Consider the following 26,013-nt stretch of genomic DNA (forward strand, 5'->3'; position numbering starts at 1 on the left):
CCGCCGGCCCCCGTGCCACCCGCCCCGGTTCCGCCCGGGCCCCCGGCCCCCGGCCTGCCGCCGCTGTCGGCCGCCTTGCCCCGCCTGCGCGGCACCAGCATCTTCCCGGACAAGGGCTGGACCGACACCACGACCGGCGCGTGGGCCAACATCCCCGAGTTGCCGACGGCCGGTGCCAACGTGGCCCGCCTGTTCATCCAGCCCTTCGACTTCAGGAACGGCACGGCCTTGCTGCCCGGCGAGTCGCTCGCCAAGCGCCTGCAGGCCTCCGTGGCCCAATGGGGCACGCTGATCGACTGGTGTCTGTCGCAGCGCATGCACGTGATCCTGGCGGTCACGCTCGACGTCAACTGGCCCGCGCGCGGCGTGTGGCCGGACGACGGCCGCGCGCTGTGGTCCGACCCGTCGGCGCAGGCCGAATTCGTCGAGGCCTGGAGCGAGCTGGCGCAGCAGTTCGCCGGCGTGCAAGGCATCGTGTTCGAGCTGCTGAACGAGCCGCAGGGCCGCACCGATGCCGAGATCGACAACAACCATGCGCTGGCCAAGGATGCGTGGAACCAGCTGCACCAGCTCGCGCTGGCCCAGATCCGCCACGTCGATGCCGACCGCTGGGTGATCCTGGAGCCGGTCTGGGGCGACCCGAACAACTTCGCCGATCTGGCGCCCAACGGCGATGCGAAGACCGTCTACAGCTTCCACTGCTACGGCCCGCACTATTTCACGCACCAGGGCGTCGGCGACTACCCGGCTGCCGGCACGGTGCACTACCCGGGCGTCACGCGCGACAGCCCGTGGACGCCGGAGCAGGCCTGGAACAAGGCCGCGCTCGCCGCCGGCATGCAGCCGGCACTCGACTACGCGGCCGCCCACTCGGTGCGCATGATGGTCGGCGAACTCGGCTGCACCCGCGCCGCGCCGCCGGCCGACCGCGCAGCCTGGGTGGCCGACGCGATGTCGATTGCCGAAGCGGCCTCGCTGGACTTCGTGTACTACCAGTACGACGGCTGGGGCGTGCCCAGCGATTTCGCGCTGGGCTGGGCCTTCGAGAACTCGTCGGTCAGCGCGACGGTGCTGGCGTCCTTCGCGCTGAACAAGACGGCCTGACGACTCAGGCGAGGTCGAACCGGTCGAGGTTCATCACCTTGGTCCACGCCGCCACGAAGTCCGCGACGAACTTGCCGCGGGCATCGGTGCTGGCATAGACCTCGGCGATGGCGCGCAACTGCGCGTTCGAACCGAAGACCAGGTCGGCGCGCGTGGCGGTCCAGCGCACTTCACCCGTCTTGCGCGCGCGCCCTTCGTACTGCCCCTTGGCATCGACCGGCTTCCATTCCGTGCCCATGTCGAGCAGGTTGACGAAGAAGTCGTTGCTCAGGCTGCCGGGCTGGTGCGTGAAGACACCGTGCTTCGACGAACCCGCATTGGCGCCCAGCACGCGCAGGCCGCCGACCAGCACGGTCAGCTCGGGCGCGGTCAGCGTCAGCAACTGCGCGCGGTCCAGCAGCAGTGCCTCGGCCGGCACGGCGAACTGCGCCTTCTGGTAGTTGCGGAAGCCATCGGCGACCGGCTCCAGCGGCGCGAACGACGGCACGTCGGTCTGGGCCTGCGATGCATCGGTGCGGCCCGGCGCGAACGGCACGCTGACCTCCTGCCCGGCCGCACGCGCGGCCTGTTCGACGGCGGCACTGCCCGCCAGCACGATCAGGTCGGCCAGCGAGATCTTCTTGCCACCCGACTGCGCCTGGTTGAACTCGGCCCGGATGCCTTCCAGCACCTGCAGCACCTTCGCCAGTTGCTCCGGCTGGTTGACGGCCCAGTCCTTCTGCGGCGCCAGGCGGATGCGCGCACCGTTCGCGCCGCCGCGTTTGTCCGAGCCGCGGAAGGTCGACGCCGACGCCCACGCGGTCGACACGAGCTGCGACACGCCCAGGCCCGAGGCCAGCACCTTCTTCTTCAGCGAGGCCACGTCCTGTGCATCGACCAGCGCGTGGTCGACCGCCGGGAGCGGATCCTGCCAGATCAGTTCTTCGGCCGGCACCTCGGGGCCGAGGTAGCGCGCGCGCGGCCCCATGTCGCGGTGCGTCAGCTTGAACCAGGCGCGTGCGAACGCATCGGCGAACTGGTCGGGGTGGGCCAGGAAGCGGCGCGAGATCTTCTCGTACGCCGGGTCCACGCGCAGCGACAGGTCGGTGGTCAGCATGGTCGGCGCCTGGCGCTTGGCCGGATCGAACGCATGCGGGATGGTGCCGGCGCCGGCACCGCCCTTGGCCACCCACTGGTGCGCGCCGGCCGGGCTCTTGGTCAGCTCCCACTCGAAGCCGAACAGGTTCTCGAAGAAGTTGTTGCTCCACTTCGTCGGCGTGGTGGTCCAGGTGACTTCGAGCCCGCTGGTGATCGCGTCGGCGCCCTTGCCGCTGCCGAAGCTGTTCTTCCAGCCGAAGCCCTGGGCCTCGATGCCGGCCGCCTCGGGATCGTCCGCCACGTGCGAGGCCGCGGCCGCGCCGTGCGTCTTGCCGAAGCTGTGGCCGCCGGCGATCAGCGCGACGGTCTCTTCATCGTCCATCGCCATGCGGCCGAAGGTGTCGCGAATGTCGCGCGCAGCCGCCAGCGGGTCGGGGTTGCCGTCCGGGCCCTCGGGGTTGACGTAGATCAGGCCCATCTGCACGGCAGCCAGCGGGTTCTCCAGGTTGCGCGCGTGCACGTCGCCGTCCGCCTTGTCGTCGGACACCAGCACGGCGCCGGCCTTGTCGACGCCTTCGGAGCCGTGCGCATAGCGCAGGTCGCCGCCCAGCCAGGTCGTCTCGCGGCCCCAGTACACGTCCTGGTCCGGCTCCCACACATCGGGCCGGCCGCCAGCGAAGCCGAAGGTCTTGAAGCCCATGGTCTCGAGCGCGACGTTGCCGGTCAGGATCAGCAGGTCGGCCCACGAGATCTTCTGGCCGTACTTCTGCTTGATCGGCCACAGCAGGCGGCGCGCCTTGTCCAGGTTGCCGTTGTCGGGCCAGCTGTTCAGCGGCGCGAAGCGCTGCTGCCCGCGGCCTGCGCCGCCGCGGCCGTCGCCGATGCGGTAGGTGCCGGCGCTGTGCCAGGCCATGCGGATGAACAGCGGGCCATAGTGGCCGAAGTCGGCCGGCCACCAGTCCTGCGAATCGGTCATCAACGCGGCCAGGTCCTTCTTCAGCGCGGCGAGGTCGAGGCTCTTGAAGGCCTTCGCGTAGTCGAAATCCTTGTCGAGCGGGTCGGACTTGGCGGAATGCTGGTGCAGCAGGTCCAGGCGCAATTGATTCGGCCACCAGTCGCGGTTGGTGGTGCCGCCACCGGTTGCGCCGTGGGGGAACGGGCACTTGCCTTCGGGCTTGTCGTGGGCCATGTCGAGGACTCCTTCAGTTGCGATGCGTCCGATTCTCCGGCGAAGGATCGTCGCCCGCGTCACCAAGAAATTGATGTCGTCGATAGCGTGATGCCGACGGCTCGGATTTGCTGCGGCCGAAGATCAGCATTTTTCCGATGCGCCGGACACGCAAGCCTGCAAAGATCGGCCGGCCATTTCCAGGAGCGAGCGATGTCCAAGGCACAGCATCTCCGGCCCGAAGGAGGTCGGCACCCCGAGCCGGCCGCCCACGGCCGCACGGCTGTCGAGCCGGCCTCGCCCTCGTGGGCCGCGCAGCTCCAGCACAGCCCGCGCCTGGTGGCACAGCGTGAGCAGATCGACCGCACGTTCGGATCGGCGGCGGCAGCGCCCAACCGCACCGGCATGCCCGATGCGTTGAAGTCGGGCATCGAGGCGCTCTCGGGCATCGACATGTCGGCGGTGAAGGTGCACCGCAACTCCGACAGGCCGGCGCAATTGAATGCGCTGGCCTACGCCCAGGGCCGGGACATCCATCTCGCGCCGGGCCAGGAACAGCACCTGCCTCATGAGGCCTGGCACGTGGTGCAGCAGGCGCAGGGTCGTGTGTCGCCCACGCTGCAGGCGGGCAACGGGACGCCGGTGAACGACGACCCGGCGCTGGAGCACGAGGCGGACGCGATGGGCGAGAAAGCGCTGCAAATGAAGCCCGCAGACGGACGCATGGCCGTGCCGCTGCCGCTGCGCGAGCCCGCGTCCACGCAGGCCGTCCAGCGCAAGCTGGGGTTCGAGTTCGAGATCCACGTCAACACCGACACCGAAGGCGACGACGACGATCCCCTGGTCACCGTCAACAAGAAGACGGAGATCGACGAGATGCTCAATCTTCCCGGCGGCAAGCTGTTCGACGTCGTCAGCGACAACACGCGCGGCAACATGGTGGTCAACAAGAACGACTTCGGCAAGCTGGATCCCACCGTGCGCAACCGGAAGATTCTCGAGATCGTGACGGCACCGGTCGACGAGTTCGACCTCAACGCCAGGAACAAGCTGGCGTCCCAGATGGACACGCTGGTGCTGTTCGGCACGGCGATCCAGACGGCCACGCAGAACCTGGCCAAGCCGGTGTCGCTGCAGGCCATCTGCACCGAGTTCTCGCGCCTGCTGGCCAGCGACCTCTACACGGTGACCCCCAAGGACAACGTCATCATCGGGCGCAACCAGGAGGCGCTCGAGGCCGAGGGCGTCCGCAAGAGCGTGCAGACCAAGGTGCAGTCGCTGTCCGCGTCGCCGCACTACACCGTGGGCATCGATTTCGAACAATTGCCTCAGTACCTGACCAAGCTGATCGCGAACCCGGACCTGTCCAACCAGGAGCGGGGCGGCGTCGCGCAGAAGACCCTCCTGGGCGACGTGGCCGGCTTGGCCACCGCGCTGATGTCCGACAAGTGCATCACCGACGTGAACATCGCCGGCGTCGAGGGCGACCTGAAGGGATTCTTCCTGTCGGTCCTGATGAACCTGTCGTTCGGCAAGATCGACCAGTCCCATGCCCTGGACAAGAACTTCGCGCCGCTGCTGGGGCGTACCGACGGGGTGCTGGTGCTGAACGCCATCGACGCGAAGAAGCCGGGCGTGAAGCTGGCACTGAAGGGCAACTGGGGGCCCATCTCGACGAAGATCAAGAGCCTGACCGGAACGACCGGCGGCCATCTCTCGAAGCTGGGCGACAATTCGTTCCCCACGGTCGATGCCTACCTGAACAACCTCGTCAACGGCGCGCAGGAAGGGTTCACGCAGGCCTTCGGCGGGATGAAGAAGATGGGCCCTGAAGAGGTCGGCCCGGAGTTCCTCTTCGACAGCCGGGAAAAGGGCTTCATCTACGAGAACCGCACCATGAAGGGCGGCGATGGCGGGCGCGTGGCGATCGGCGAATGGAAGGCGTTTGCGCTGCGCGTCTTCGACGAGGTCACGGCCGTCAATACGAAGCCGACGACCAAGCTGTGAGCGGCGGTAGCGCGCCGGCGGCGGCAGACACGGCTCCCAGCGAGAGCGCACGCGCGGCGCCGCGCTGCTCCGCCGCGTCCATGGTCACCAGCATCGCCGACTCGCCGGCCACCAACGTCGCGATCGGAATGCCGTCGCGGTACAGCACGCGCGAACCCGCGGTGCGCGGCAGCTTCGGCCCGGGCAGCACGGTGCCCAGCAGGTTCGCCGGATCGGCCGCGGCCAGGCAGACCCAGCGCAGGTCGGGCGCTTGCCGCCTCACCTCGCGCATGCGCGCAACGGCCTCGGGCAGCGCGAACTGCTCGCCCGACACGCCGGCGATGAAGCGCCCGCCGCGCAGTTCGCCGCGCGCTTCCAGGCGCCGGCAGACACGCACCAGGTCACGCCACGGCGGCAGCCAGGCGGCCTCGCGTTCGAGCAGGCGCCACGCGATCACACCATAGCGGCGCAGCAGGATCCTGACCACGTGCTCGACGTCTTCGGACGCCGGCACCTCGCTGGGCGGATGCTGGCGCACGAGCGACCAGCGCCCTGCATCCTCGATGCCGAACATCGGCCGGCGCGAGCGATGCCGCGAACGGCTCGGCGCACGCTTCGATGCCGGCACCATCAGCGCACGCAGCCCGGCGAAGCTGTCGCAGTTGGCCCGCCCACGTACCACCAGTTCGGCCAGCGCGTCCTCGAGCTCGGATTGCAGCAGCCGCGTGCCGTGCAGCATCTCGTCGAAGAAGGATGCGCCGTGCGCCGCCAGGTAATCGGCCAGCCGCCGGGCGCGCGAGCCGAGTTCGGCGTCGTCGTCCAGCGCCGGTGCCACGCGGGCCCACAGCGCCGCGCTGCGCCGCGGCAGCAGCAGCACCGGCGTGGTCCGCAGCGACCCGCCGCTGCTGCGGCCGGTCGCGGTCGACGGGCGCAGCCGGGTCCAGGTGGTGCGCCCGGCGGTGCACAGGTCGTCCAGCCAGGCGCTCGCGTAGTCGCGCACGCGCGCCGGCAGGATTTCGGCCTCCCACTGGCCGGCCGGGGCTTCATAACCTTCCAGCAGCGCGAGCACGGCCGGCAGCGCTTCGGCGCCCTCGACCTGGCTGCCGGCGCCGACCTGCTGCCAATCGAACAGGAAGCGCGCGAAGTCGCGTGGTTCGACCGGCTCGATCTCCTGGCGCAGGCGCTTCAAGGTGTAGCGGTGGATGCGCGCCAGCAGGTGGCGTTCGCACCATTCGACCTCAGCCGTCGCGGGCGTGAAGCGGCCTTGCAGCACCGCGCCTTCGCCCTGCAGCCGCAGCAGTGCGTGCTCGACCTCTCCGCGCGGCAGTTGCAGCTGCGTGCACAGCGCCTCCACCGTCACCGGCCCCAGTCCGCCCAGCCGCGCACGCAGCAGCTCGCGCAGCGCATCCTCGCGCCCGGCCGGCGCGTCGTACCCGGCCGGCGGTTCGATCGCCGGCAGCGCGGTGGCGGCGGGATACAGCAGCCGCATCTCGGCCAGCCGCTCGGCCGTGGTCCACAGGCCGGCCGACAAGCGCGTGGCCCGCTTCGCGCGCGCCAGCGCCGCGAGCCACGCCGCCCAGCCTTCGTTGCCGGCTGCCTCGGCATCGGTGACGGCGCCCAGCATCGTCAAGCCTTCGTGCATCTCATCGGCATCGCGCACCCGCGGCCACGCCTGCTCGCGCACGCTGGCGATCGCGTCGGCATCGAGCTGGCCCAGGTCGTCGGCGCTGTCCGGGTCGGCATAGCGGCGGCTCTGCACGGCCTGCGTGCGGCGCTCTTCCAGCGGCGCATCATCCAGGAAGGCGTAGGGCTTGGCGTTCAGCGCCTCGGCCGCCAGCGGCGACGGGCCGGCCAGGTCGCGCGCGATCACCTCGATCCCGCCGGACTCGAGGCGTCGCAGCATCGCCAGCCAGCCTTCGGCGTCCATCGCCTCGTGCAGGCAGTCGTCCAGCGTCTGCGCGACCAGCGGGTGGTCGGGGATCTCGCGCTCGCCGGCGATGTTCTCGAGGCAGGCGACCTGGTCGGGGAACACCGCCGCGAGCAGGTCTTCGGACTTCATGCGCTGCAGCTGCGGCGGCACCTTGCGCCCGCCGCGAAAGCGCGGCAGCGCCAGCGCGGTGGTCGCGTTCCAGCGCCAGCGCACGCCGAACAGCGGTGCGTCGAGCAGGGCCTGCACCAGCACGCCGAGCGCCGTGCGGCTGTGCAGGTAGCGCGCCACCTCGTCGAGCGGGAAGCTGTGGCTGGTCGACAGCGACAGCACGATCGCATCCTCGGTGGCGGCGGCCTGCAGCTCGAAGTTGAACTGCCGGCAGAAGCGCTTGCGCAAGGCCAGGCCCCAGGCGCGGTTGAGCCGGCTGCCGCGCGGCGAGTGGATCAGCAGCTGCATGCCGCCCGACTCGTCGAAGAAGCGTTCGAGCAGGATCCGCTCTTGCGTCGGCAGCACGCCCAGCGCGGCGAGGCTGCGGCCCAGGTAGTCGACCAGCTGCAGGGCTGCGGGGTCGTCCAGCCCCAGGCTGTCGCGCGCCCAGGCCAGCGCGGCATCGGACGACCCGGCGTGCCACCGCTGCTCGAATTCGGCGCGCAGCCGCGACACCGCGAACGACAGCTCGTCGCTGCGGCCCGGCGCCTCGCCGAGCCAGAACGGGATGTTCGGTGCCGCGCCCTGTGCATCCTCGACCCGCACCTTGCCCGGCTCGACGCGCAGGATGCGGTAGCTGGTGTTGCCGAGCTGGAACACGTCGCCGGCGATGCTCTCGACCGCGAAGTCCTCGTTCACCGTGCCGATCTTGTCGGCCTGCGGCTCCAGCACCACCGTGTAGTCGCCGGCCTCGGGAATCGTGCCGCCCGACGTGAGCGCGGTCATGCGCGCGCCCTTGCGCTCGCGCAGCCGGTGGTGCACGGCGTCGCGGTGCACGTAGCCGGCGCGCGGCCCCTGGCGCGTCGTGAAGCCGTCCGACACCATGCGCACGACGGCGGTGTAGGCCTCGCGCGTCAAGTGGCGGTAGGGCCAGGCGCGCTGCACCAGCGCGAACAGCGCGTCCTCGTCCCACTCCTGGCAGGCGACCTCGGCGACGACCTGCTGCGCCAGCACGTCCAGCGGCGCCGGCAGCACGTGCAGCGCGTCGAGCTCGCCGCGGCGCACGCTGTCGAGCAGGGCCGCGCATTCGACCAGCTCGTCGCGCGTCTGCGGGAACAGCCGCGCCTTCGGCGTGCCGCCCACCGCGTGGCCGGAGCGGCCGGCACGCTGCAGGAAGGTGGCGATCGAGCGCGGCGAGCCGAGCTGGCAGACCAGGTCGACGTCGCCGATGTCGAGCCCGAGCTCCAGCGACGCGGTGGCGACCAGCACCTGCAGCTCGCCGCGCTTGAGCCGCTGCTCGGCCAGCAGGCGCGCCTCTTTCGACAGGCTGCCGTGGTGCGCGGCGACGGCCTCGCGGCCCAGCCGTTCGCCCAGGTGGCGTGCCGCACGCTCGGCCATGCGCCGCGTGTTGACGAAGACCAGCGTGGTGCGGTGCGACAGCACCAACTCGGTCAGCCGGCCGTAGACCTGCTCCCACTGGTCGGTCGACATCACGACGCTGAGCGGCGTCGGCGGCACCTCGAGCGCCAGGTCGCGCCGACGGCTGTAGCCGATGTCGACGATCTCGCACGGCAGGCCGCCGGTCAGGAAGCGGGCCACCTCGTCGATCGGCTTCTGCGTGGCCGACAGGCCGATGCGCAGCACCGGCTGCGGGCACAGCGCCTGCAGGCGTTCCAGCGTCAGCGCCAGGTGGCTGCCGCGCTTGCTGGCCGCGATCGCGTGGATCTCGTCGACGATCACCGTGCGCACGCTGGCCAGCATGCGCCGGCCCGAGGCCGAACTCGCCAGCACGTACAGCGATTCCGGCGTCGTGACGAACACGTGCGGTGGGCGGCGCAAGGCCTGTTGGCGCTCGGCGGCCGGCGTGTCGCCGGTGCGCACCGCGGTGCGGATGTGGACGTCGGGCAGGCCGGCCCGGGCCAGCTCTTCGCGGATGCCGGCCAGCGGCGCTTCGAGGTTGAGCTGGATGTCGTTGGACAGCGCCTTCAGCGGCGAAACGTAGACGACCGAGCATTCATCCGGCAGGCCGCCCGGCGCCAGGCCCTGCCGGACCAGGCCGTCGAGCGCGGCCAGGAAGGCGGTGAGCGTCTTGCCCGAGCCGGTGGGCGCGGCGACCAGCGTGTGCCGCCCGGCCTGGATGGCCGGCCAGGCGGCGGCCTGCGCCGGGGTGGGCGCCGGGAAGGTCCGGGCGAACCAGGCCTGGACGGCGGGGTGGAACTCGTGGGTGGGCATTGCGTGGGTGGGCATTGCGTGGGTGGGCATCGCCATGGGCACGTCGGTGCCGATGCCACGATATCAAGGTCTTGATCGAAATGGTGAATCGGGTAGGGTGCACGGCGATGACTGCTGACAAAGACCCCCTGGCTCCTTCTGCCCTATCCGACCCTGGCCTGTTGCGCCGCCTGCTGCGCGCAAAGGACCGGATGGACGCCGCCTCGCACGAGGCCTGGCCGGTGGAGCGGCTGGCGAGCGTGAGCGGTGTCTCCGAGGCGCATTTCGCGCGGTCTTTCAAGGAGGCCTTCGGCGTGCCGCCGCACCGCTACCTGCTGACACGGCGCATCGAGCGGGCCAAGGCCCTGCTGCGCGACACGGAGCTGCCCATCACCGAGATCGCGTTCCAGACCGGCTGGGGCAGCCTGGGCACCTTCGGGCGCACTTTCCGCGACATCACCGGCGAGAGCCCGGGGGCGGTGCGGGCGCGCGCGAGGGCTGCGGCGGAAGAACATGCGCGCGTGCCGGCCTGCTTCGTCGCCGCCGCGCAGCGGCCCGACCTGACGATCGCAGTTTCGGAGAAGCGGCGCCGCGAGGCGGGCGATATAAACGGGCCTCCAGAAATTCACGCAAAGGAAATCCCATGAGTCAAGGTGTCGATGTGGTGGGTGTGTACGTGCGCGACCAGGACGAGGCGCTCGCGTTCTACGTGGACAAGCTCGGGTTTCGCAAGCACACCGACGTGGGCAACGGCGACTACCGCTGGCTCACGGTGCAGCACCCGGACCAGCCGTCGTTCCAGCTCGGGTTGTTCAAGCCGGGGCCGCCGGTGCTCGACGAGGCGACGGCGCAGGCGGTGCGCGCGATCGTGGCCAAGGGCGCGATGCCGCCGCTGGTGCTGACGGTGGACGACTGCCGCGCGGCGTACGACCGGCTGCTGGGCCGGGGCGTGGAGTTCACGCAGGCGCCGGAAGATCGCTACGGCACGGTGGACGCGGGCTTTCGCGATCCCTCGGGCAACGGGTGGAAGATGATCCAGGCGCGGCGCTGAAGGAGACGGAACCGATGATGAAGAGCCAGGCGAAAGTTCAGGCGAAGGGCGGCGGCGACGCGGCGTCCTCGTTGATCGATGAGCGGATCGAGGGGCTGGGCGACTGGCGCGGCGAGATGCTGGCCCGCATCCGCGCGCTGATCAAGGCCGCCGATCCCGGCGTGGTCGAGGAGTGGAAGTGGTCGAACCCGGTGTGGTCGCACGACGGGCTGATCTGCACCGGCGAGACCTACAAGAAGGCCGTGAAGATGACCTTCGCCAAGGGCGCTTCGCTGGACGATCCGGCCGGGCTCTTCAATTCCAGCCTCGACGGCAACGTCCGGCGCGCGATCGACGTCCACGAGGGCGACGCGCTGGACGAGAAGGCGCTGAAGGCGCTGATCCGGGCGGCGGTGGCCTTGAACAAGTCGGCGGCCCGCAGTTAGCCGGGGAGCGAGCGAAGGACATCGGCGGCGACCTCGCTGACCTCTTCCGCCACTTCCCCTGGCGTTGGCGAGCGAACGAGACGCTCGAGGTCTTGCTGGAGTGCGCGTGCGAGGTCTGGCGAGGAATCGACAACACCTGTCAGCAGGGAGTACTTCCATGCGTCATCGGTGGTGGCCAGCACCCTTCGCACGAACGGGGCCAGTGGCGCCCCGATGCTGGTCAGGAACGGTTGAAAGACGCGCGCGACCGGCCAGTTCAGGTCTTGAACCCATTCCAGCATCTGAGGCAGCACGGGGGCGACGGCGGGATAGCCGAGCGCGACAAGATGCTCGGCCGTCTCTGTCTCCCTCTTGGTGCTCGGCAAGAGGGCCAGGAGGTCATGCTCTGCAAGCGGTGTTTGAAAGACCTGGTGCTCCTGATTCCCCAACACGCAGTGGACGACCTTGAACTGCGTTTCGGAGTGCTTGAAGGCAACCAGATACGCCTCGCCCGGATTGGCGAGCGAGGCGGCCCAGCGAAGAGCGATTGGCTCGTGGGCTTCGTCTTCCGGGACGCCTGAGAGAGCACGGATATCCCTGCGCTCGGGAAAGCAAACGGTCGGCTGAAAGCCGCCGATCCCCTGCTCGCGGATCACGTTGCTCGTGATGGCGGCGAACTGCTCGATTTGCATCGATTGGACTCCTTGGATTCCCTGCACTGATTGAGTGTCATTTGGTTTGCGAAAGCCGTTCTGGCGCATGCTGCCCGAGGTGGCCGGCCAGAAGCAGCTTGAGCTGGTAGACGGCGAATGCCAGTATCTTGGTTTGATCAGGGGCCATGGACGTTGAAGAATCAGCTTCCACGTTTCACTTCCGACGATGCGAGTGCAATGTCATCCGGTATCAGAACGACAAGGTCCGAGGCGCTGGCTGGCTGCGAGTACGGAAGGGCCAGGCCATGCTCGGCCAGCACCTGCTGATAGTGAAGCTGGCGTTCCAGCAATTGCTCTTGCAGCCCTTGGGCCAGATGGAGAAGATCTTCGTCTAGAACACCCAACTGCCGCAGGCGTGCAGAAAGCTCCCTGGCCTGCGCGCCCAGCAGCGACAAGGAATCGCCTTGAACGACGATCCCCGGAAACTGCCGCCCAGGGGCCTTGATCACCGCCTGGTTGGATGCTTCCGAATAGACCTCGAGTTCAACGATCATCATGGATTCCCTGCGGGTCTGTGGGAAGGGTCAGGTGCTGAAGGTCAGGCGAAGATTCGCGGCCACCGATTCGAAGGTGCAGCCGCGATCGGCAAATGTGTCGGCTTGAAGCTGCACCAGGCGCCGGGCCTCTTCCGTGTTGCCCACCACGAAGTGATATCTCGCGGGGAAGTCCCAGTGCACGGCATTGACCCAACCGGTTCGGCCGAAATCCTGCGTGGATGAAACGGCGTTCAGAGGCAGGACAAGGACGCTCTCGAGCCGGTGGGCCAGCCACTCGGCCAGTGCTTTCGGCTCCGTGTCCGCATCGACCTTGACGGATGCGGGCAACTGCGGGTCGAGGGCTTCCCAACGCACCATGAAATCACAGTCCCCGTACTTCGGCAGCAAGGGCGGCTCGATCCCACGCAAGCGATGCATGTCGTCGAACAGCACGCCAGCATTGACATAAAAGCGACCGTCGATTCCCTGGTTCCATTGCGACAGCTGCAGGTTCAGGAAATGCGCGACGGATCCTTGGCGGCGTCCGAAGTTGAAAGCCGATTTCTTGAATCCATGCCGCTGCAGCATGGGAGCCGGGCCGAGCTTGACGGCTTCCTCGATGAGGTCTCTGGCGCTTTGCATGAGATGGCTTCGGGTAACGTGAATGAGGTTGCAGCCTCTCAGAGCCACCGGCGAACGCGCCCCATGTACGCCGCGTATTCGGCGCCGAAGAGCGAGAACAGGACCCGCTCTTCGGGGACGATCTGAAATCGGTGGATGTACAGGGCAAAGAGCGGCAAGGCCGCAAAGGCCAAGGGATTCGACAGGTACACGGCCCATCCCAGCAGGGTCACCAGCAGGCCGACGTACATGGGGTTGCGTGTCAGGCGAAACACGCCACTGCTGACCAGGGACGATGCGGCGCTCGGATTGACCGGATTGATGGTGGTCTTCGCCCGGCGGAACGAGACCATGCCCGAGATGCTGATGCCCTGGCCCACAAACGCAAGTGCGATGGCGAGGCCGATGCGAATGGCGGCCGGCATTCCCAGGCGCGGCCCCAGCGACGGCGTGAGCCACATCAGGAGGGCGAACAGCAGCGCCACGACGGGAGGCGGAATCTTGAGTTCGAACGACTTCATCGCGATGGGGGAGTCCTGCTTCAGCAACAGCGCGTCGATCAGGCCGCGCACCAGGTGCCGGTCGCGATCGGTGTCGGTCTCGGTGTACTGCTCAGGCTCGCGGTTGACCCAGGATTCGGCGACCCGAACGCCGGCGGGTGACTCGTCCAGGCGGAGCGAGTAGATCAGGATGCCGGTCCAACTGCGATGGAACTTCAACCACCCATCGGCGTAGTAGACGAACCACTTGTCCTCCATCGCCTCGGGGATGAAGCCTTGCATCATCTGCCTGGCCTGCTTGCGATCGAAGGTGGCATCGAACTGAAGGTCTTCCATCCGTCTCGGAGGAGGCAAGGTCTTCCAGGACGATCGGGTGGCGGATGTCATGTGCGATCCAGGCCTACTGCTGCGCCTGCAGCATGGCCGCCATCTTCTGGTGGATCAGGTTGATCGCCTTGAGCGGACGGACCAGCACCTTGAAGTCGACGATCCGTCCTTCGTCGTTCCAGCGGATCATGTCGACGCCATTGACGGCGATGCCGTCGATCTCGACCTGGAACTCCAGCACCGCATCGCGGGGGCCGGCGACCTCGCGAACGTATTGGAAGCTTTCGTTGAAGAAGACGCGGAATGCGGCCGCGAGGTACTGGGTCGTGATCGCCTTGCCGACCTGGGGCGTATGGACCACGGGCGAGTGGAAGACGACGTCGTCGGCGAGCAGTGCGGCCAGGCCCTTCGCGTTTCGGGATGCGACGAGCTCGTGCCAGGTGGCCAGGGTGGCGATGGTCATGGGTGTCCTCGGGATGCAGGCGCGTGGGGCGACTGTAGCGCTTGCCTCGCGATGGTTACAGTGACCCCCTTCGCCACCCCGCCCACCGCCATGAAGCTTGCCCTGTCGCTCTCCATCGCCGTGCCCCTGGTGCTGGCCGCCGCCAACGTCTGCGCCCAAGAGGCACCAGCCGACATCAGGCCGGCCGGCATCGCCTGCGAAGAGTGCCCCTATCCCTACCCCAGCAAGTACCTGCCGCTGAACGTGTACGGGCAGGACGTGCGGCTGGCCTACATGGACGTCGCGCCGCAGGGCACGGCGAACGGGCACACGGTGGTGCTGCTGCACGGCAACAACTTCGCCGGCTTCTACTTCGCCAACCTCATCGAGGCGCTGCGCAAGGAAGGCTTTCGCGTCGTGGTGCCGGACCAGATCGGCTATGGCCGCTCGTCGAAGCCGGCGATCCCGTACAACTTCCATGACATGGCGGCCAACACGCGCAAGCTGCTGGAGACGCTGAAGATTCCCAAGGTGATGGTGGTCGGCCATTCGATGGGCGGCATGGCGGCGGCGCGCTTCGCGACGCAGAACGCCGACCTCACCGAGCGCGTGGTGCTCTACAACCCGATCGGCGTCAACGACGCGCGCATCGGCCGCCGGGCGCCCGACATCAACGAGACCTACCGGCAACTGCTCACCAACTCGACCTACGCCTCGGTCAAGGCCGTGCTGCTGCGCTATGTGGGGCACAACCCGTCGGCCTGGAACGAGCAGTTCGAGGCCTACACCCGGCTGCGCTACGCATCGACGCTGGGCGCCGAATGGCCGCGGCTCGCGATGGCCCAGGCGCTGATCACGCAGATGCTGTACGTGGACCAGGTGGTCGACGACTGGGCGCGGATCCAGGCCCCGACGCTCGCGTTCGGCGGGGCGGAAGACCTGCTGGCCGGGCCGGCGTCGGTCTTCCAGGAACGCATGAAGTTCATCGCCGGCGCGGTGCCGAACGGCAATGGCCGGCTGCTGCTGTTGCCGGGCCTCGGGCACGTGCCGCACCTGGAGGCGCCGGAGAAGACGCTGCCACCGCTGGTCGCGTTCTTGAAGGAAGGTGTTCGTTGAGGGGCTCTCCGATCTCGCTGGCTGAGGTTGATTGCCAATCAGGAGTGCCGTTCTCGGGCGTAGGCACAGGACCCCGAACTCATCTGAACTCGCACAGGGACTGCTGGTAGTTCCAATGACCGCCGCCATCTAGGCAGGAATCGATCTGGACGGTGCGACGCACCCAATGCCCGGTCGCAATCAAGAACACCACTACAACGACGCTCCAGACAATCGACTTTCGCTTCATGGCCGCTTCCTCAGGGTTGACAAAGGGAGGCCCGCCTATGGGTGATCAGCATTAGCGCTGTCCTCGGGCAATGCGATGGCGTCGAGAACAGCCGGCATGTCTCTTCTCAGGGAATCGAGGTGGTAGGCGAGATGCTGCAGCAGCTTGATGTCTATATCGATCAGCAACGTCTCCAGTTCATCGCGGGTGAGCTGACGGCCTGCGCTTGTGCCGATCGTCGAAGAAAACCAGTTGCACATTTCAAGCGCATCGGTCAAATCTGCAAACATTCTTCCAGTCAACCCGTCGTCAGGGACAAAGGTCTTGAGCTGGTCAACAAGTGAGCGTGCAGCAAGCTTTTTGTTCATGCCATTTCCTATTCGGCAGCCGGAGGCTGCAGGTGCCGAACTCAAATATCGGTCGACCAGATGGAATCAGCAGGCGACTTTCGCCTCGACAAAAGTTTCGCCGACTGAAGCTTCTGCTTCGCTTCCGGCGACACCGAGCGTGGCTGATCCTGTGCTGCTTGAATCATGGTTGAAGACATTCAGGCGATTGCGGCCTGACAGCAGGCGAGACGGAATCATGACAACGATCTGTCGCTGAAGTTCGCACTTGGTTGAAGTCCAGGAGAACTGCCCCTCGACATCCAGGTGGAGGGTGGCCGAGTCCGGCGAGTCGTATGTGAGATACGGCTCGGACAGTGGCCGTGTGCTGTGAAAGTAGTCGCGCACCACGACCCGGGTGTTGTCATCGGCGGGATGGACGTTCACGAACAGGTCAGCCGGTTTTCCTTCGATCGGACCGCTGACCTGCAGCAGTCCGACCGGATGCCGCTGACAGTGCTCCCAAACCAACCAGGACGAGGTGAGCAAGATGACGGCGCTCACCATCAGCGCGAAACGGCGTCGCCTTGATCCCATACCTTCAAGTTTCGAGGCTGTCGTGAGCATGCAAGAGATCTCAGTGCGTGGGTTGAGGTTGACATCCGTTGCCGAAGCATCGGAACACTCCTGGTTTCGTGAGGTCTGGCTTGTTGTTCAATGGACTGCTCCTGTCCTCGCTCTGAGGTGCATAAACACCAATCTCCCACAGCAGCGTATTCCAGACGTATTGATCTGGTGCGATCACAGGCGTGTCGCCGAGGAGCTTGGACAATTGTTCGCCGATCGAGTCCTTTCCTTGCCCGGTTCTGCACGCATCCAGGATGATCGACTGACCTGGTTTCCAGCCTGTGTTCGTTCGAATGTAGTCGGCGAGTTGCTGCGCGTTCATGAGCCTGACCGATTGCGGACTGCCATGGGAAACGATCAGCAGGGCGTTGACCGGGTCCGGCAACATCGCGGCAGATGCGTACAACATGGGATCCCGCAAAGGATGAAGAAGGATCAACTTCTCCAACCCTGCTGGGTCGGCGCCGTTGGTCGGCTGGCTACCCACGTACGAGAACGTGTTGACTCCACCGACCAAGCCGATGGGGTCGCTCTGCCGATACGCTCCCAGTTCCGAACTGTAGTATCGGTTCCAGTTGTAGAAGAGACCACTCTCCGAATCTGCGTACTGCCCCGGAAAGCGCAGGTTCTGCGCGAAGCTCCCCAGTCCGCTCGGGTTGGTCTCCGGCGCGGTCGTTCCGAAGGGCTCGGCCAGCCAGCGCCAGCGCACCTGGTTGTTGCGGTCCACGACGATGCGCGGTGCATCCAGGTGGTCGGTGTGGATGAAGTACACCAGCGGCGCTCCACTGGGGTTCACCGGGTCCGGCGTGAACATCGCCACCGGCGTGTGCTCCAGCCACACGTACTCGCGGATCGCGTTGCCTGCCTGGTCGTACTCCCCGAGCAACTGCCCGTCGAGGTCGTACACGAAGATCACCGTGCTCGACGGCCCCGCGCTCGTCACCTTGCGAACGCGCCTTCCATCGACGTCGTAGGTGTAGGTCGCGGTGCCCGCGGCCGTCGTGATGGTTTGCAGCTGGCCGCGCAGGTCGTACGTTGCGGTGTACCTCGCGCCATCCCTCGTCGTGCTCCCTGCGCTGTCGTAGCCGAAGCTGCGCACCGGGTTGCTGATGGCGGTCAGCCGGTTGCTCGTCGCCTCGGTCGTGTAGGTGCCCGGTTCGCCATTCAGGCTCACACTCGTTCGGTTGCCGTTGGCGTCATAGGCGATGCTCCAGGTCGAGTTCGCGGTGGCGATCAAGGTCAACCGGCTGTTCGCGTCGTACGAGAACACCTGGTCCAGCGCGGTCTGCGGTGAGCCGTCGCTCGCGTTCAGGTGGGTGAAGCCGGTGATCCGCATCGCCCCGTCGTAGCCCAGGTCGCGGTAGTTCGCGCCCAGCCGATGGCGCACCAAGCGCCCGCCTTGGTCGAAGTAGCGCTCCTGCCTCAGCGCGGTGCTGTCCACCGCCCCTGCCATCGCCCACTTCCACCCCCGCCATGTGCCGAAGGGCTGCCACTGGATGTCGTTGAGCAACGGCTGGGTGTTGCCTCCAGCGCTCTGCGCCAGCGTCAGCGCCCCGATGCGCCGGCCTCCGTAGGTGATGCCCACCTGCCGCCCCGACGGGTACGTGATGCTCGTCAGCCGCCCCAGCGTGTAGCCGTACTGCACCACGGTCGTCACCGCCGCGCTGTTCGCGCCACTCGATGCATTCACCGTCTGCGTCGCCTGCGTCACCCGCCCCAGCGGGTCGTGCTTCCAGCGCGCACTGCCGTGGGGGTGGTCGGTGCGGCCGAGCCGTCCTATCCCGTTGGTGTAGTCCGGCCCCGTCATGTCCCAGCCCCAGCTGAGGGCCTGGGTCTGTCCGTCACGGCTGTAGACCGCCTCGGACAATCGGTTCAGCGCGTCGTAGCTGTAGCGGGTCAGCACCCCGCGGTTGTCGATGCGGGTCTTCAGGTTGCCGGCTTCGTCGTAGGTCATGTTCGTCGTGCCCGTGTCCGGGCTGACGACCTGCGTGACCTCGCCGAAGCCGTTGCGCACGTAGTGGGTGACCAGCCCGCGGGGGTCGGTCACCTGCGTCGGCCGGTCTCGTCCGTCATAGGCGATGCGCGTCTTGCCGTTGGCCGGATCGGTCACCTCGACGACACGTCCGAGGGCGTCGTAGACGAAGTGGGTGTCGAGGGTCGCGGACGGCGCAGGGGTTTGGGCGTTGGCAACCCCGTGGCTGCCCGCCATGAGGGTCAACGTGACGAGGCGTGCAAGCACAACGGCCTTGCACCCGGCAGAACGACATGCCATGCAGTGAGCTCCTGGGGTCGGTTGATCTGGCCCCAACAGCCCGGGCGCGTCGCGCGATCCTAGGAAATCAATTGACCCTTTGGCTCCTTACTGTCTCCACAATTGACAGCTGGCCGATCGGTTCGACAGGCCAAGGCCGATGCTCACGCACCAGCCCAGGCGTCCAGCCCACCGGCCAGCGGCCGCACCCGGTCGAAGCCGAGCTGCATCAGCAGCAGCGCGCCGCTCGCCGCGGAGACGTCGTTCGGGCAATTGCAATACAGCACGATCTCGCGGTCGCGCCGCAACTCCTTGGCGCGCTGCTTGATGTCGTCCAGCGGGAGCGCGATGGAGCCGGGGATGCTGCGGTCATCGACGCTGCGGGCGGCGTCGGAGCGCACGTCGATCAGCACCGGCTCGTGGCCGTTGGACATCAGCTCGCGCAGTTCGGCCACGCTGATGCGGGGCATCTCCACGGTGTGCAGGAACTGGCGCCGCCGCCAGTACTTCAGGCCGACATAGCCCGCGACCAGCAGCGCCAGCACGGCCACCGCCACCATCCCCATCGTGGACAGCACTTCCAGCAGTTGCTGGATCTGCGTGCTGAAGACGGCGCCCACCGCGAGCAGCAAGCCCGACCAGATGGCGGCCGCCAGCGTCTCGTAGCCCAGGAAGGCCGGCCCGGTCATGCCCAGCGCACCGGCCATCGGCGGCGCGACCACCGAGATGCCGGGGACGAACTTCGCGGCGATCAGCGAAGCCCCGCCCCAGCGGGTGAGGAAGGCTTCGCTCTGGCGCACGCATGAGTCGGGCGACATCGAGATGCGGCACAGCAGGCGCAGCACGCGCCGGCCGTGGTGGCGACCGGCCCAGAACCAGGCCCCGTCGCCCAGCAGGTTGGCCAGGATGCTCAACAGCATCGCCAGCGGCCAGTGCAGGTCGCCGACCACGGCCAACGAACCGGCCACCACCATCACCGGCGCGGCCGGCACCGGCGCACCCAGCCGGGCGGCCAGGGTGGCAAGGAAGACCAGCAGCAGTCCGTGCTGGACGAGAAGAACCAGGAGATCGCGCATTTGGGGTGGAACGCTATCACGACACCGCGATCGCCATGAGCGTCACCACCTTTGGAAGCTGTGCTACTCAAACACCTGGAGGGACGCCAACTGCGGCAACAGTGTTCGGACCTGTTGCAGGGTTTGTTGCTCGTACTGGGACTTTGCTTTCAAGTTCGGAAAGAAGTCCTGTATTCGATAGAAGCTCTTCCACGTGACTTGATCCCACGGGAGGTGGGGAGAGTCGTCCGGATGAACAGCAAACAGGCCGTGGGTGGTCATCGTGAGTCGCACGATTCCGAACCAGGACGATGGAATCGTCTCGTTCTCTTTCCCAGCGCTGCCGAGAAAGACAATGAGATTCAGCGGTCCCCATGTTTCAACCTGCGGCGATATCTGATCTCCAAGGCTGGTTCGCGTCGCCTCATCCCACTTCTTGCGGTATTTGACCTCCACGAGCCAATGGCGCTCCATCTCCGCCGCGGAAACGAAGAAATCAGGCATCGAGCGCAGGACTGGTGGCAGGCGAAGTTGGGCGTAGGCGCTGGCCGACATGGTTGCAACCTCACGTATGACCTCCTCTACGCCGAGTGGAACGATCCTGTACCCGCCGTCTTGAAGCAGCGTTCGCACGAGGGCTTGCGTGATTTGCCCCTTGAGGCGGTTGGAGAAGAGCATGGGGTGTGGGTTCTGGTTTGACGTCGGAGCCTGCGGTGCAGGTTCGACGACATTCTGCTGCGCGCGGCATGGGACCGGCTCAGGGCCGCCAGGTCAGCGTCGTCTTCGTGTTGATGTCGGTGGCCGAGCCCACGCTGGACGTCGCATCCACGTATCCGGAGCGGCTCCCCGAACCGAGGTTCAGGCCCGCGCCGCGGTATTCGACGTCGCCATGCAGGTCCAGCGTGCCCGAGGCGCCCTGGTTGGTCTCGAAGAAGCCGAGCGGGTAGAAGGTGGTGCGCACCTTCGCCGAGCCGGAGACCGTGAAGGCGTTGTTGCCCCACGGGCTGCCGGACATGCCGATGACGCTGAGCCCGCCCACCGTTCCGCCCGAGACCGCGCCATTGACGACGACGGCCTGGTCTTCAATGCGCGCATTGCCGCTCGCACTGCCGCTGGACAGGATGGTCGCGTACGGTCCCACATACACCGTGGCCGGCGTGCTGGTGGGCGCACAGCCGCCGCCATTGGCATGGCGCGCAGTGCCCGACGGGCAGGCGTCGCGCTGCCCGTTCTGGAAGCCCTGCGGCCACGCGTTGGCCAGCTCGACCATGTACGGGTAGCGCCAGATGGTTTCATAGGCCTGGTCCCACACGACGGTCTTGAACACCGACGGTGTCGCCGCCACCACCAGGAACAGCGGCTCGCCCGCATTCACCTTGAACGTCAGGTCGGCGTCCAGCCCCTTCTGCAGCGCGCTGTAGCGCGCCGCCGTGAACTGCGTGTTGGTGGCCACCAGGCCCCAGCGGAAATCCGCGTCCGACCCGGCCTGGTTGATGCCGCGGAACTTCACGCTCACCGTCGTCGCGCCATTGGCGGCGTACAGCCGCACGACGTTGTAGCCGAAGCGCTGCGGGGCGCCGTAGAACGGCGCGGCGAAGCGCCGGTTGGCGGCCCAGCCGTCGTCCAGCGCCTCCAGCGGCATCAGCCGGTGCAGCCGCTCGGCCTTGTCGGTCTGCGTGATGTTGCCGTAGCTGTTGCGGAAACTGTCGGGCGTGGCCTTGTAGTCCCACACCACGTTGTGCATCGCCCAGTCGCCGATGAAGTCGTTCAGCTGCGACAGGCTCCAGCCGCGCGACTTCTGGATGTTGGTCAGCGGGTCGGCGCCGGCGGTGGTCCAGATCTGCGTGACCGCCTCGGGGCCGTGCTTGTCCTTCAGGAACTCCATGAACTGCCAGTTGCAGTAGCGGTCGCGCGTGGAGCCCAGGTACAGGTGCGGCGCGTTAGGCAGCATCTCGGAGCAGTGCACGTCGCCCTGGTACTCGGGCAGCTGGTGCGGCGTGAAGTTGGCATGGCTCTCGTGGATCCAGCCGCAGGTGTTGGACTGGTTGCAGGCCATGCCGCCGTTGTAGTTGCTCCATGACTGCCAGCCGTGCGTGAACTCGTGCGTGAGGCCCCAGTGGTCCCTCAGCGCGCCGGGGGCGATCCACATGCCCATGTGCAGCGCGCCCTGGTTGTCGACCCAGGCGCCGCCGGTCAGGCCCCAGCTGGAATGGATGTGGATCGCGGGCTTGATCTTGTCGCTCTTGTTGAAGAACGGCTCGGGCATCAGCAGGTTCGCATTGAACAGGTTCTGCCAGACGGTGTTCTCCAGCGTGTTGGCCGCCAGCGTGAGGTCGGCGTCGGACAGCGTCTCGTCGGAATAGAACGCGAAGTGGGCCGACTCCTTGACGAGCTTGAAGCCGGACTGCTCGGGGTTGGGGCCGCCGGCGCGCCAGGTGCCGGGCGTGACGGTGGGCTTGGGCGTCGTGCCGGTGGCCCACGTGGTCAGGGTCGTACCCTGGTCGACTACTGATGGCGCAGGCGCAGGCGCAGGCGCAGGCGCAGGCGCAGGGGCAGGGGCAGGGGCAGGCGCGGGCGCGGGTGCTGGCGCCGGCGCAGGAGCAGGTGTCGGCGCAGGAGCAGGAGCAGGTGCCGGTGCGGGAGCTGGTGTCGGCGCGGGAGCGGGTGCAGGGCTGGGTGCAGGCGCATTGGCAACCGGCGCAGGTGCTGCATCTCCCGATGATCCGCCGCAAGCGGTGAGCCACAACGACATCAGCAAGGTGCTGACCGCACGCAGACGAAGAGGGGTCTGGTTCATTCGATTCTTTCGCGGATCAAATCGGGACGGAGGGGGCGCACGATTCTGTGATGCGACCGAAGGCCGGAGTTGACGGGCGAATGACGGAGTCGATCCCGTTTGTAATCAAACGATGGTGGGACCGAGGGTGTCGGGACGGCTCAGCGTCGCGCCAGGTTCATCACGGCCATGCCGCTCACCACCAGTGCACCGCCGATGGCGATGGACGTGTCGACCTGCTCGCCCAGCCACAGCGCCGCGAGCAGCACGCCGAACACCGGCACCAGGCAGATGTAGGCCGCGGCGGCGCCGGCGCCCAGGGCGGCCACGCCCTCGAAGTACCAGGCGTAGGCCAGCACGGTGGAGCCGACGGCCAGGAAGGCGAGCGCCGACCATGTGGGTGCGCTCGCGTGCAACGGAGTGGCCATCACCTGCGGCCCCTCGAACAGCAGCGTCGATGCCACCAGCAGCAACAGGCCGAAGCCGGCCGTGACGGTGGTGGTGGTGAGCGCATCGATGCCGGCGAGCAGGCGCCGGCCCATCAGCGTGTACGCCACCCACGTGCCCGCACAACCCAGCAACAGCAGCTCGCCGACGCCGATGCCACCGGTGAACAGCCGCCACGGCGCGCCGTGCGTGATGACCGCCAGGGCACCCAGCGTCGCCAGCGCCATGCCGGCGCCGATCTTCCAGTTGAGGCGTTCACCGAACCACCAGGCGGCGACCAGCGTCGTCAGCACCGGGTTGCAGGTGACCACCAGCGCGGCCCGGCCCGCCGGCACGTGGGCCAGGCCCAGCATGAAGAAGACGGCGTAGCCGAACACGCCCACGCCACCGGCAGCAGCCAGGCCCAGCCATTGCCGCGCCGACAGTGCGCGCAGGCGCGCCAGACCGCCCGTTGCACACAGCCACGCCAGCAGCAGCACCCAAGCGATGCCGAAGCGCCAGGTCGCCGCGGCCAAGGGCGGCAGCGCCTGTGCCAGCACGCGGCCCGCCGGCCATGAAGCACCCCACAGGGCGGCCATGCCGACGAGCTTGAGGTGGACGGACCAATGAGGCGATGCGGGAGCGGCGAGGACGGGTGCGGGCGAGTTCATGCTGGAAGCCATCAGCCATGGTAGCCGCCGCCCGCGCGGCGCCGGGCCCGCTACTTCGGCAGGCGCAAGCCCATCAACCCGTCGACCGCCCCACGCGTAATGGTGTTCGGCAGCGCCGGCACGATGGTCCTGGCTGCTGCGGGGACGTTGCCGGGGTGGATCACCGCCACCTGCACGGCGCGCGATTGCTCGTCGAGCAGCACCAGGTAGTAGCGGTCGTCCTGCGCTCGGCGCCACACCGGCCCCGCGGCGCCGGCCCGGTTGTTGGCATCGATGACCGCGCCTTGCTTCATGACGGACAGGCTGTTCGCGTCCAGCAGGTCGGCGTTGGCGGCGAAATGGTCCATCGTGCAACCCTTGACGCCGCAGGTGGAGCCTCCCAGCGAGCCGACCTGGTACGAGCGGATGCCGGTGCTGATGATGTCGCGGTTGCCGTACTGGGTGCCTTGCGATTCGGCCACCACTTCGAGCAGGTTGATCTGGCCGCAGCCGTCGCCGAGCCCGGCGTTGTTGGAGTTGCTGAAGCAGTGGCACGGGTTGTAGCCCGACCAGCCGTCGCGGAAGAGTTCGGACGGCGCGATGCCGAGCCAGGGCGAGTCTTCGCCGCGCTCGTCCTTGCTGCCCGTCACGCAGCTTAGCGGCTTCATCGTCGGGTCGTCGGCGTAGGGCATGCCGGCCAGCATCACGATGAGCTTCGAGCCCTTCCAGCCGACGTAGTCCAGGTCCGAGCCGGGGCAGTACGGGTCGCTGCCTGGGCCGCACTTGAACGGCTTCTTCTGCGACGCGTAGACGGTGCAGCTGTTGCCCAGGTCGGCCGGCAGCACGGTCGACTTGTTGGGCCCGGAGAACTGGAAGTTGTAGCTCTGCTCCGGCGCGCGCTTGTCCCAGAACGAGCGGATGGCCCAGTTGCCGTTGTTGGCGGCCAGCGGCTGGTAGATGACCAGCTGCTTGATGCGCAGCGGGCCGTCGAGCACCAGCGCAAGCTCTTCGTTGAACGGGCTCAGCTGGTCGTTCGTGACCTCGTGCCTGGTGCGGCAGCAGGAGTCGGTGCCCCACGGGTACGAGAGGGGCACCGACTGCACGTTGCAGCTCGCACTGCCGACGGGCGCCTCGATGCGCCGGCCCCAGTAGCCCTTGGCGCCGATGTTGGTGAAGGTCAGCGTGCCGCCGAGCGTGGGGGCGCCAGTGTTGACCGGCGTCACCGCCGTGTGGGCCGGGGCCTGGGTGTTGCCGAGGTCGGACCAGGTGTCACCTGCTGCAGGAGCAGGGGCGGGTGCAGGGGCCGGGGCTGGCGCGGGCGAAGGAGCCGGAGCAGGCGCAGGCGCAGGGGCAGGGGCTGGCGCGGGTCCTCCCACGGGGGCAGGGGCCGGGCTGCCGCTGTCCCCACCGCTGCCGCTGCAAGCCGTCAACGCGGCAGCGAACATGGCGGCCAGCAGGGCTGCGCGGTGCGGCGACCGCGAGGATGCAGGGACGATGGGGGACGGCGGCACCGAAAGGGAAAGCTTGTTCATGACCTGGAATCGGGCAAGTTGCGGACCACGCCGGCGTGCTGTCGCGACGCATGGCCTACGCATCCGCACTGCTCGCCAAACCGCGCCGGTGCTGCATCTGCGCCATCCATCGGGGCAGCGAATGCCCGCCATTCGCAATCATGAGACGCTGATCGCGTCGCGTCCGGACACTTCCTGTTCCAAGTTGCCACGAACCGTCAGCGGATCTTTCGTGCGTGCCCCGAAGCCATCAGGTACGCGCAGAACATGTCGGCCATCGCCTCGGCATAGGCCTCGATCTGCGCGTCGGTGCGCGGGCTCTCCGAAAAATCCTTGCCCACCGCGCTGAGTGTCGTGGTGATCAGGTCGGCCGCCAACGCGCGCGTCGCTTCGGCGGCGCCGGGCAGCGCTTCGCGCATGAAGGCCTGGATCGTCCGGTCTCCGGCCGCCTTGGCTTCCTTCGCCTCGGGGGCATCGCGGTACAGCGGCGCGGCGTCGTGCAGCGCCGTGCGCACGTCGGCCTCGTCGCATTCCGACCGGATGAAAGCGTGCACCAGGATGCGCAGCCGTTCGAGCGGCGGCTTGCGCGTGTCCTCGAGGATGCGGCACAGCATCTCGGTGGTCTGCCGCCATTCGTCGCTTTGCAGCCGGAAGAGGATCGAGGCCTTGTTCGGGAAGTACTGGTAGACCGACCCGACGCTGACCCCGGCGCGTTCCGCCACCCGCGTCGTGGTGAAGCGGCGCATGCCTTCCTTCGCCAGAACCTGAACAGCCGCTTCGAGGATGGCGGCAATGAGGTCGGCAGAACGTGCCTGCTTGGGCTGTCTTCTCGAGGTGAGGGGGGCGCTTCGGCGATCGGGCATGGGTGGGGTTCGCAACGCGAATAGGAAATCTGAAGGTTCCTTCATAT

The 26,013-nt window shown here is 67.6% G+C and carries 24 protein-coding genes; 7 read left to right on the top strand and 17 right to left on the bottom strand.

Annotation, left to right across the window (positions count from 1 at the left end; genetic code table 11):
- The coding region (locus tag AC1DYN_RS01420; RefSeq protein ID WP_477957307.1) for a glycoside hydrolase family 5 protein at positions 1–1,104 on the top strand (1,104 nt) is incomplete at its 5' end.
- Positions 1,105–1,108: 4 nt separating this feature from the next.
- Here the strand turns inward: AC1DYN_RS01420 and katG are convergent.
- Positions 1,109–3,370, bottom strand: a complete 2,262-nt coding sequence (gene katG / locus AC1DYN_RS01425; protein WP_477957308.1) for a catalase/peroxidase HPI — start codon at positions 3,368–3,370, stop codon at positions 1,109–1,111.
- Between katG and AC1DYN_RS01430 the strand changes: the two genes are divergently transcribed.
- Complete coding sequence (locus AC1DYN_RS01430; protein WP_477957309.1) at positions 3,254–5,356, top strand: eCIS core domain-containing protein; 2,103 nt, start codon at positions 3,254–3,256, stop codon at positions 5,354–5,356. The genes katG and AC1DYN_RS01430 overlap by 117 nt on opposite strands.
- Here the strand turns inward: AC1DYN_RS01430 and AC1DYN_RS01435 are convergent.
- The gene (locus AC1DYN_RS01435; RefSeq protein WP_477957310.1) at positions 5,328–9,659 is read right to left on the bottom strand and encodes a DEAD/DEAH box helicase; all 4,332 of its coding nucleotides are present in this window, start codon (positions 9,657–9,659) and stop codon (positions 5,328–5,330) included. The genes AC1DYN_RS01430 and AC1DYN_RS01435 overlap by 29 nt on opposite strands.
- A 92-nt stretch (positions 9,660–9,751) precedes the next feature.
- Here AC1DYN_RS01435 and AC1DYN_RS01440 point away from each other — a divergent pair, with 92 nt between their 5' ends.
- Genes AC1DYN_RS01440 through AC1DYN_RS01450 form a run of 3 tightly spaced genes read left to right on the top strand, consistent with a single transcriptional unit; the run spans position 9,752 to position 11,099 of the window.
- The gene (locus AC1DYN_RS01440; protein ID WP_477957410.1) at positions 9,752–10,270 is read left to right on the top strand and encodes a helix-turn-helix transcriptional regulator; all 519 of its coding nucleotides are present in this window, start codon (positions 9,752–9,754) and stop codon (positions 10,268–10,270) included.
- Complete coding sequence (locus AC1DYN_RS01445) at positions 10,267–10,674, top strand: VOC family protein (RefSeq protein WP_477957311.1); 408 nt, start codon at positions 10,267–10,269, stop codon at positions 10,672–10,674. The genes AC1DYN_RS01440 and AC1DYN_RS01445 overlap by 4 nt, the downstream gene beginning before the upstream one ends.
- Before the next feature lie 14 nt (positions 10,675–10,688).
- On the top strand, positions 10,689–11,099 hold the full coding sequence (locus AC1DYN_RS01450; RefSeq protein ID WP_477957312.1) for a DUF1801 domain-containing protein: 411 nt from the start codon (positions 10,689–10,691) through the stop codon (positions 11,097–11,099).
- Here AC1DYN_RS01450 and AC1DYN_RS01455 read toward each other — a convergent pair.
- The 5 genes from AC1DYN_RS01455 to AC1DYN_RS01475 form a co-directional block, all read right to left on the bottom strand.
- Positions 11,096–11,770 carry a DUF5071 domain-containing protein gene (locus AC1DYN_RS01455; protein ID WP_477957313.1) on the bottom strand — a complete coding sequence of 225 codons (675 nt, stop codon included), beginning with the start codon at positions 11,768–11,770 and terminating at the stop codon, positions 11,096–11,098. The two genes, AC1DYN_RS01450 and AC1DYN_RS01455, sit on opposite strands and share 4 nt — an antisense overlap.
- A gap of 161 nt (positions 11,771–11,931) precedes the next feature.
- On the bottom strand, positions 11,932–12,285 hold the full coding sequence (locus tag AC1DYN_RS01460) for a DUF6959 family protein (RefSeq protein ID WP_477957314.1): 354 nt from the start codon (positions 12,283–12,285) through the stop codon (positions 11,932–11,934).
- A gap of 30 nt (positions 12,286–12,315) precedes the next feature.
- The gene (locus AC1DYN_RS01465; RefSeq protein WP_477957315.1) at positions 12,316–12,909 is read right to left on the bottom strand and encodes a DUF4304 domain-containing protein; all 594 of its coding nucleotides are present in this window, start codon (positions 12,907–12,909) and stop codon (positions 12,316–12,318) included.
- Between the two features lie 38 nt (positions 12,910–12,947).
- Complete coding sequence (locus AC1DYN_RS01470; protein WP_477957316.1) at positions 12,948–13,775, bottom strand: methyltransferase family protein; 828 nt, start codon at positions 13,773–13,775, stop codon at positions 12,948–12,950.
- A gap of 13 nt (positions 13,776–13,788) precedes the next feature.
- Entirely contained in the window at positions 13,789–14,178 is a 390-nt protein-coding gene (locus AC1DYN_RS01475; RefSeq protein ID WP_477957317.1) for a nuclear transport factor 2 family protein, read from the bottom strand.
- A 90-nt stretch (positions 14,179–14,268) separates the two neighbouring features.
- Here AC1DYN_RS01475 and AC1DYN_RS01480 point away from each other — a divergent pair, with 90 nt between their 5' ends.
- Positions 14,269–15,273 carry an alpha/beta fold hydrolase gene (locus AC1DYN_RS01480; RefSeq protein ID WP_477957318.1) on the top strand — a complete coding sequence of 335 codons (1,005 nt, stop codon included), beginning with the start codon at positions 14,269–14,271 and terminating at the stop codon, positions 15,271–15,273.
- 79 nt (positions 15,274–15,352) lie between these two features.
- Here the strand turns inward: AC1DYN_RS01480 and AC1DYN_RS01485 are convergent, their stop codons facing one another.
- The 7 genes from AC1DYN_RS01485 to AC1DYN_RS01515 form a co-directional block, all read right to left on the bottom strand.
- A complete protein-coding gene (locus AC1DYN_RS01485; RefSeq protein WP_477957319.1) occupies positions 15,353–15,502 on the bottom strand; it encodes a hypothetical protein in 150 nt (49 codons plus the stop codon).
- Positions 15,503–15,537: 35 nt separating this feature from the next.
- Positions 15,538–15,849, bottom strand: coding sequence for a hypothetical protein (locus AC1DYN_RS01490; protein WP_477957320.1), 312 nt, complete (start codon positions 15,847–15,849; stop codon positions 15,538–15,540).
- Positions 15,850–15,915: 66 nt separating this feature from the next.
- Positions 15,916–16,434: a hypothetical protein gene (locus tag AC1DYN_RS01495; protein WP_477957321.1), complete on the bottom strand. Its 519-nt coding sequence runs from the start codon at positions 16,432–16,434 to the stop codon at positions 15,916–15,918.
- Between the two features lie 10 nt (positions 16,435–16,444).
- Positions 16,445–18,643 (bottom strand): RHS repeat domain-containing protein, encoded by a 2,199-nt coding sequence (locus AC1DYN_RS01500; RefSeq protein WP_477957322.1) that lies wholly within the window; start codon positions 18,641–18,643, stop codon positions 16,445–16,447.
- Positions 18,644–18,849: 206 nt separating this feature from the next.
- Positions 18,850–19,761, bottom strand: coding sequence for a rhodanese-like domain-containing protein (locus AC1DYN_RS01505; RefSeq protein WP_477957323.1), 912 nt, complete (start codon positions 19,759–19,761; stop codon positions 18,850–18,852).
- 63 nt (positions 19,762–19,824) lie between these two features.
- A complete protein-coding gene (locus AC1DYN_RS01510) occupies positions 19,825–20,418 on the bottom strand; it encodes a hypothetical protein (protein WP_477957324.1) in 594 nt (197 codons plus the stop codon).
- A gap of 79 nt (positions 20,419–20,497) precedes the next feature.
- Positions 20,498–22,228 carry a DUF6055 domain-containing protein gene (locus AC1DYN_RS01515; RefSeq protein ID WP_477957411.1) on the bottom strand — a complete coding sequence of 577 codons (1,731 nt, stop codon included), beginning with the start codon at positions 22,226–22,228 and terminating at the stop codon, positions 20,498–20,500.
- Positions 22,229–22,251: 23 nt separating this feature from the next.
- Between AC1DYN_RS01515 and AC1DYN_RS01520 the strand changes: the two genes are divergently transcribed.
- Positions 22,252–22,479, top strand: a complete 228-nt coding sequence (locus AC1DYN_RS01520; RefSeq protein WP_477957416.1) for a hypothetical protein — start codon at positions 22,252–22,254, stop codon at positions 22,477–22,479.
- Between the two features lie 198 nt (positions 22,480–22,677).
- On the opposite strand, the gene AC1DYN_RS01525 is transcribed toward AC1DYN_RS01520, so the two are convergent.
- The 3 genes from AC1DYN_RS01525 to AC1DYN_RS01535 all read right to left on the bottom strand — a co-directional run bounded on the left by AC1DYN_RS01525 (position 22,678) and on the right by AC1DYN_RS01535 (position 26,011).
- Positions 22,678–23,625, bottom strand: a complete 948-nt coding sequence (locus AC1DYN_RS01525; RefSeq protein WP_477957325.1) for a DMT family transporter — start codon at positions 23,623–23,625, stop codon at positions 22,678–22,680.
- A gap of 38 nt (positions 23,626–23,663) precedes the next feature.
- Positions 23,664–25,037 (bottom strand): DUF2403 domain-containing lipoprotein, encoded by a 1,374-nt coding sequence (locus AC1DYN_RS01530; protein ID WP_477957412.1) that lies wholly within the window; start codon positions 25,035–25,037, stop codon positions 23,664–23,666.
- 284 nt (positions 25,038–25,321) lie between these two features.
- Complete coding sequence (locus AC1DYN_RS01535) at positions 25,322–26,011, bottom strand: TetR/AcrR family transcriptional regulator (protein WP_477957413.1); 690 nt, start codon at positions 26,009–26,011, stop codon at positions 25,322–25,324.
- Between the last annotated feature and the right edge of the window lie 2 nt (positions 26,012–26,013).

It is taken from the genome of Rhizobacter sp. P2_D12, from assembly GCF_056404395.1.

Bases quoted from the DNA above. Each gene is read 5' to 3' on its own strand.
- AC1DYN_RS01430 (WP_477957309.1), top strand. From the start codon at position 3,254: ATGCTGGTGCAGCAGGTCCAGGCGCAATTGATTCGGCCACCAGTCGCG.
- katG (WP_477957308.1), bottom strand. From the start codon at position 3,370: ATGGCCCACGACAAGCCCGAAGGCAAGTGCCCGTTCCCCCACGGCGCA.
- AC1DYN_RS01435 (WP_477957310.1), bottom strand. From the start codon at position 9,659: ATGCCCACCCACGCAATGCCCACCCACGAGTTCCACCCCGCCGTCCAG.
- AC1DYN_RS01440 (WP_477957410.1), top strand. From the start codon at position 9,752: ATGACTGCTGACAAAGACCCCCTGGCTCCTTCTGCCCTATCCGACCCT.
- AC1DYN_RS01445 (WP_477957311.1), top strand. From the start codon at position 10,267: ATGAGTCAAGGTGTCGATGTGGTGGGTGTGTACGTGCGCGACCAGGAC.
- AC1DYN_RS01450 (WP_477957312.1), top strand. From the start codon at position 10,689: ATGATGAAGAGCCAGGCGAAAGTTCAGGCGAAGGGCGGCGGCGACGCG.
- AC1DYN_RS01455 (WP_477957313.1), bottom strand. From the start codon at position 11,770: ATGCAAATCGAGCAGTTCGCCGCCATCACGAGCAACGTGATCCGCGAG.
- AC1DYN_RS01460 (WP_477957314.1), bottom strand. From the start codon at position 12,285: ATGATCGTTGAACTCGAGGTCTATTCGGAAGCATCCAACCAGGCGGTG.
- AC1DYN_RS01465 (WP_477957315.1), bottom strand. From the start codon at position 12,909: ATGCAAAGCGCCAGAGACCTCATCGAGGAAGCCGTCAAGCTCGGCCCG.
- AC1DYN_RS01470 (WP_477957316.1), bottom strand. From the start codon at position 13,775: ATGACATCCGCCACCCGATCGTCCTGGAAGACCTTGCCTCCTCCGAGA.
- AC1DYN_RS01475 (WP_477957317.1), bottom strand. From the start codon at position 14,178: ATGACCATCGCCACCCTGGCCACCTGGCACGAGCTCGTCGCATCCCGA.
- AC1DYN_RS01480 (WP_477957318.1), top strand. From the start codon at position 14,269: ATGAAGCTTGCCCTGTCGCTCTCCATCGCCGTGCCCCTGGTGCTGGCC.
- AC1DYN_RS01485 (WP_477957319.1), bottom strand. From the start codon at position 15,502: ATGAAGCGAAAGTCGATTGTCTGGAGCGTCGTTGTAGTGGTGTTCTTG.
- AC1DYN_RS01490 (WP_477957320.1), bottom strand. From the start codon at position 15,849: ATGAACAAAAAGCTTGCTGCACGCTCACTTGTTGACCAGCTCAAGACC.
- AC1DYN_RS01495 (WP_477957321.1), bottom strand. From the start codon at position 16,434: ATGCTCACGACAGCCTCGAAACTTGAAGGTATGGGATCAAGGCGACGC.
- AC1DYN_RS01500 (WP_477957322.1), bottom strand. From the start codon at position 18,643: ATGGCGGGCAGCCACGGGGTTGCCAACGCCCAAACCCCTGCGCCGTCC.
- AC1DYN_RS01505 (WP_477957323.1), bottom strand. From the start codon at position 19,761: ATGCGCGATCTCCTGGTTCTTCTCGTCCAGCACGGACTGCTGCTGGTC.
- AC1DYN_RS01510 (WP_477957324.1), bottom strand. From the start codon at position 20,418: ATGCTCTTCTCCAACCGCCTCAAGGGGCAAATCACGCAAGCCCTCGTG.
- AC1DYN_RS01520 (WP_477957416.1), top strand. From the start codon at position 22,252: ATGGCGCAGGCGCAGGCGCAGGCGCAGGCGCAGGCGCAGGGGCAGGGG.
- AC1DYN_RS01525 (WP_477957325.1), bottom strand. From the start codon at position 23,625: ATGGCTTCCAGCATGAACTCGCCCGCACCCGTCCTCGCCGCTCCCGCA.
- AC1DYN_RS01530 (WP_477957412.1), bottom strand. From the start codon at position 25,037: ATGTTCGCTGCCGCGTTGACGGCTTGCAGCGGCAGCGGTGGGGACAGC.
- AC1DYN_RS01535 (WP_477957413.1), bottom strand. From the start codon at position 26,011: ATGAAGGAACCTTCAGATTTCCTATTCGCGTTGCGAACCCCACCCATG.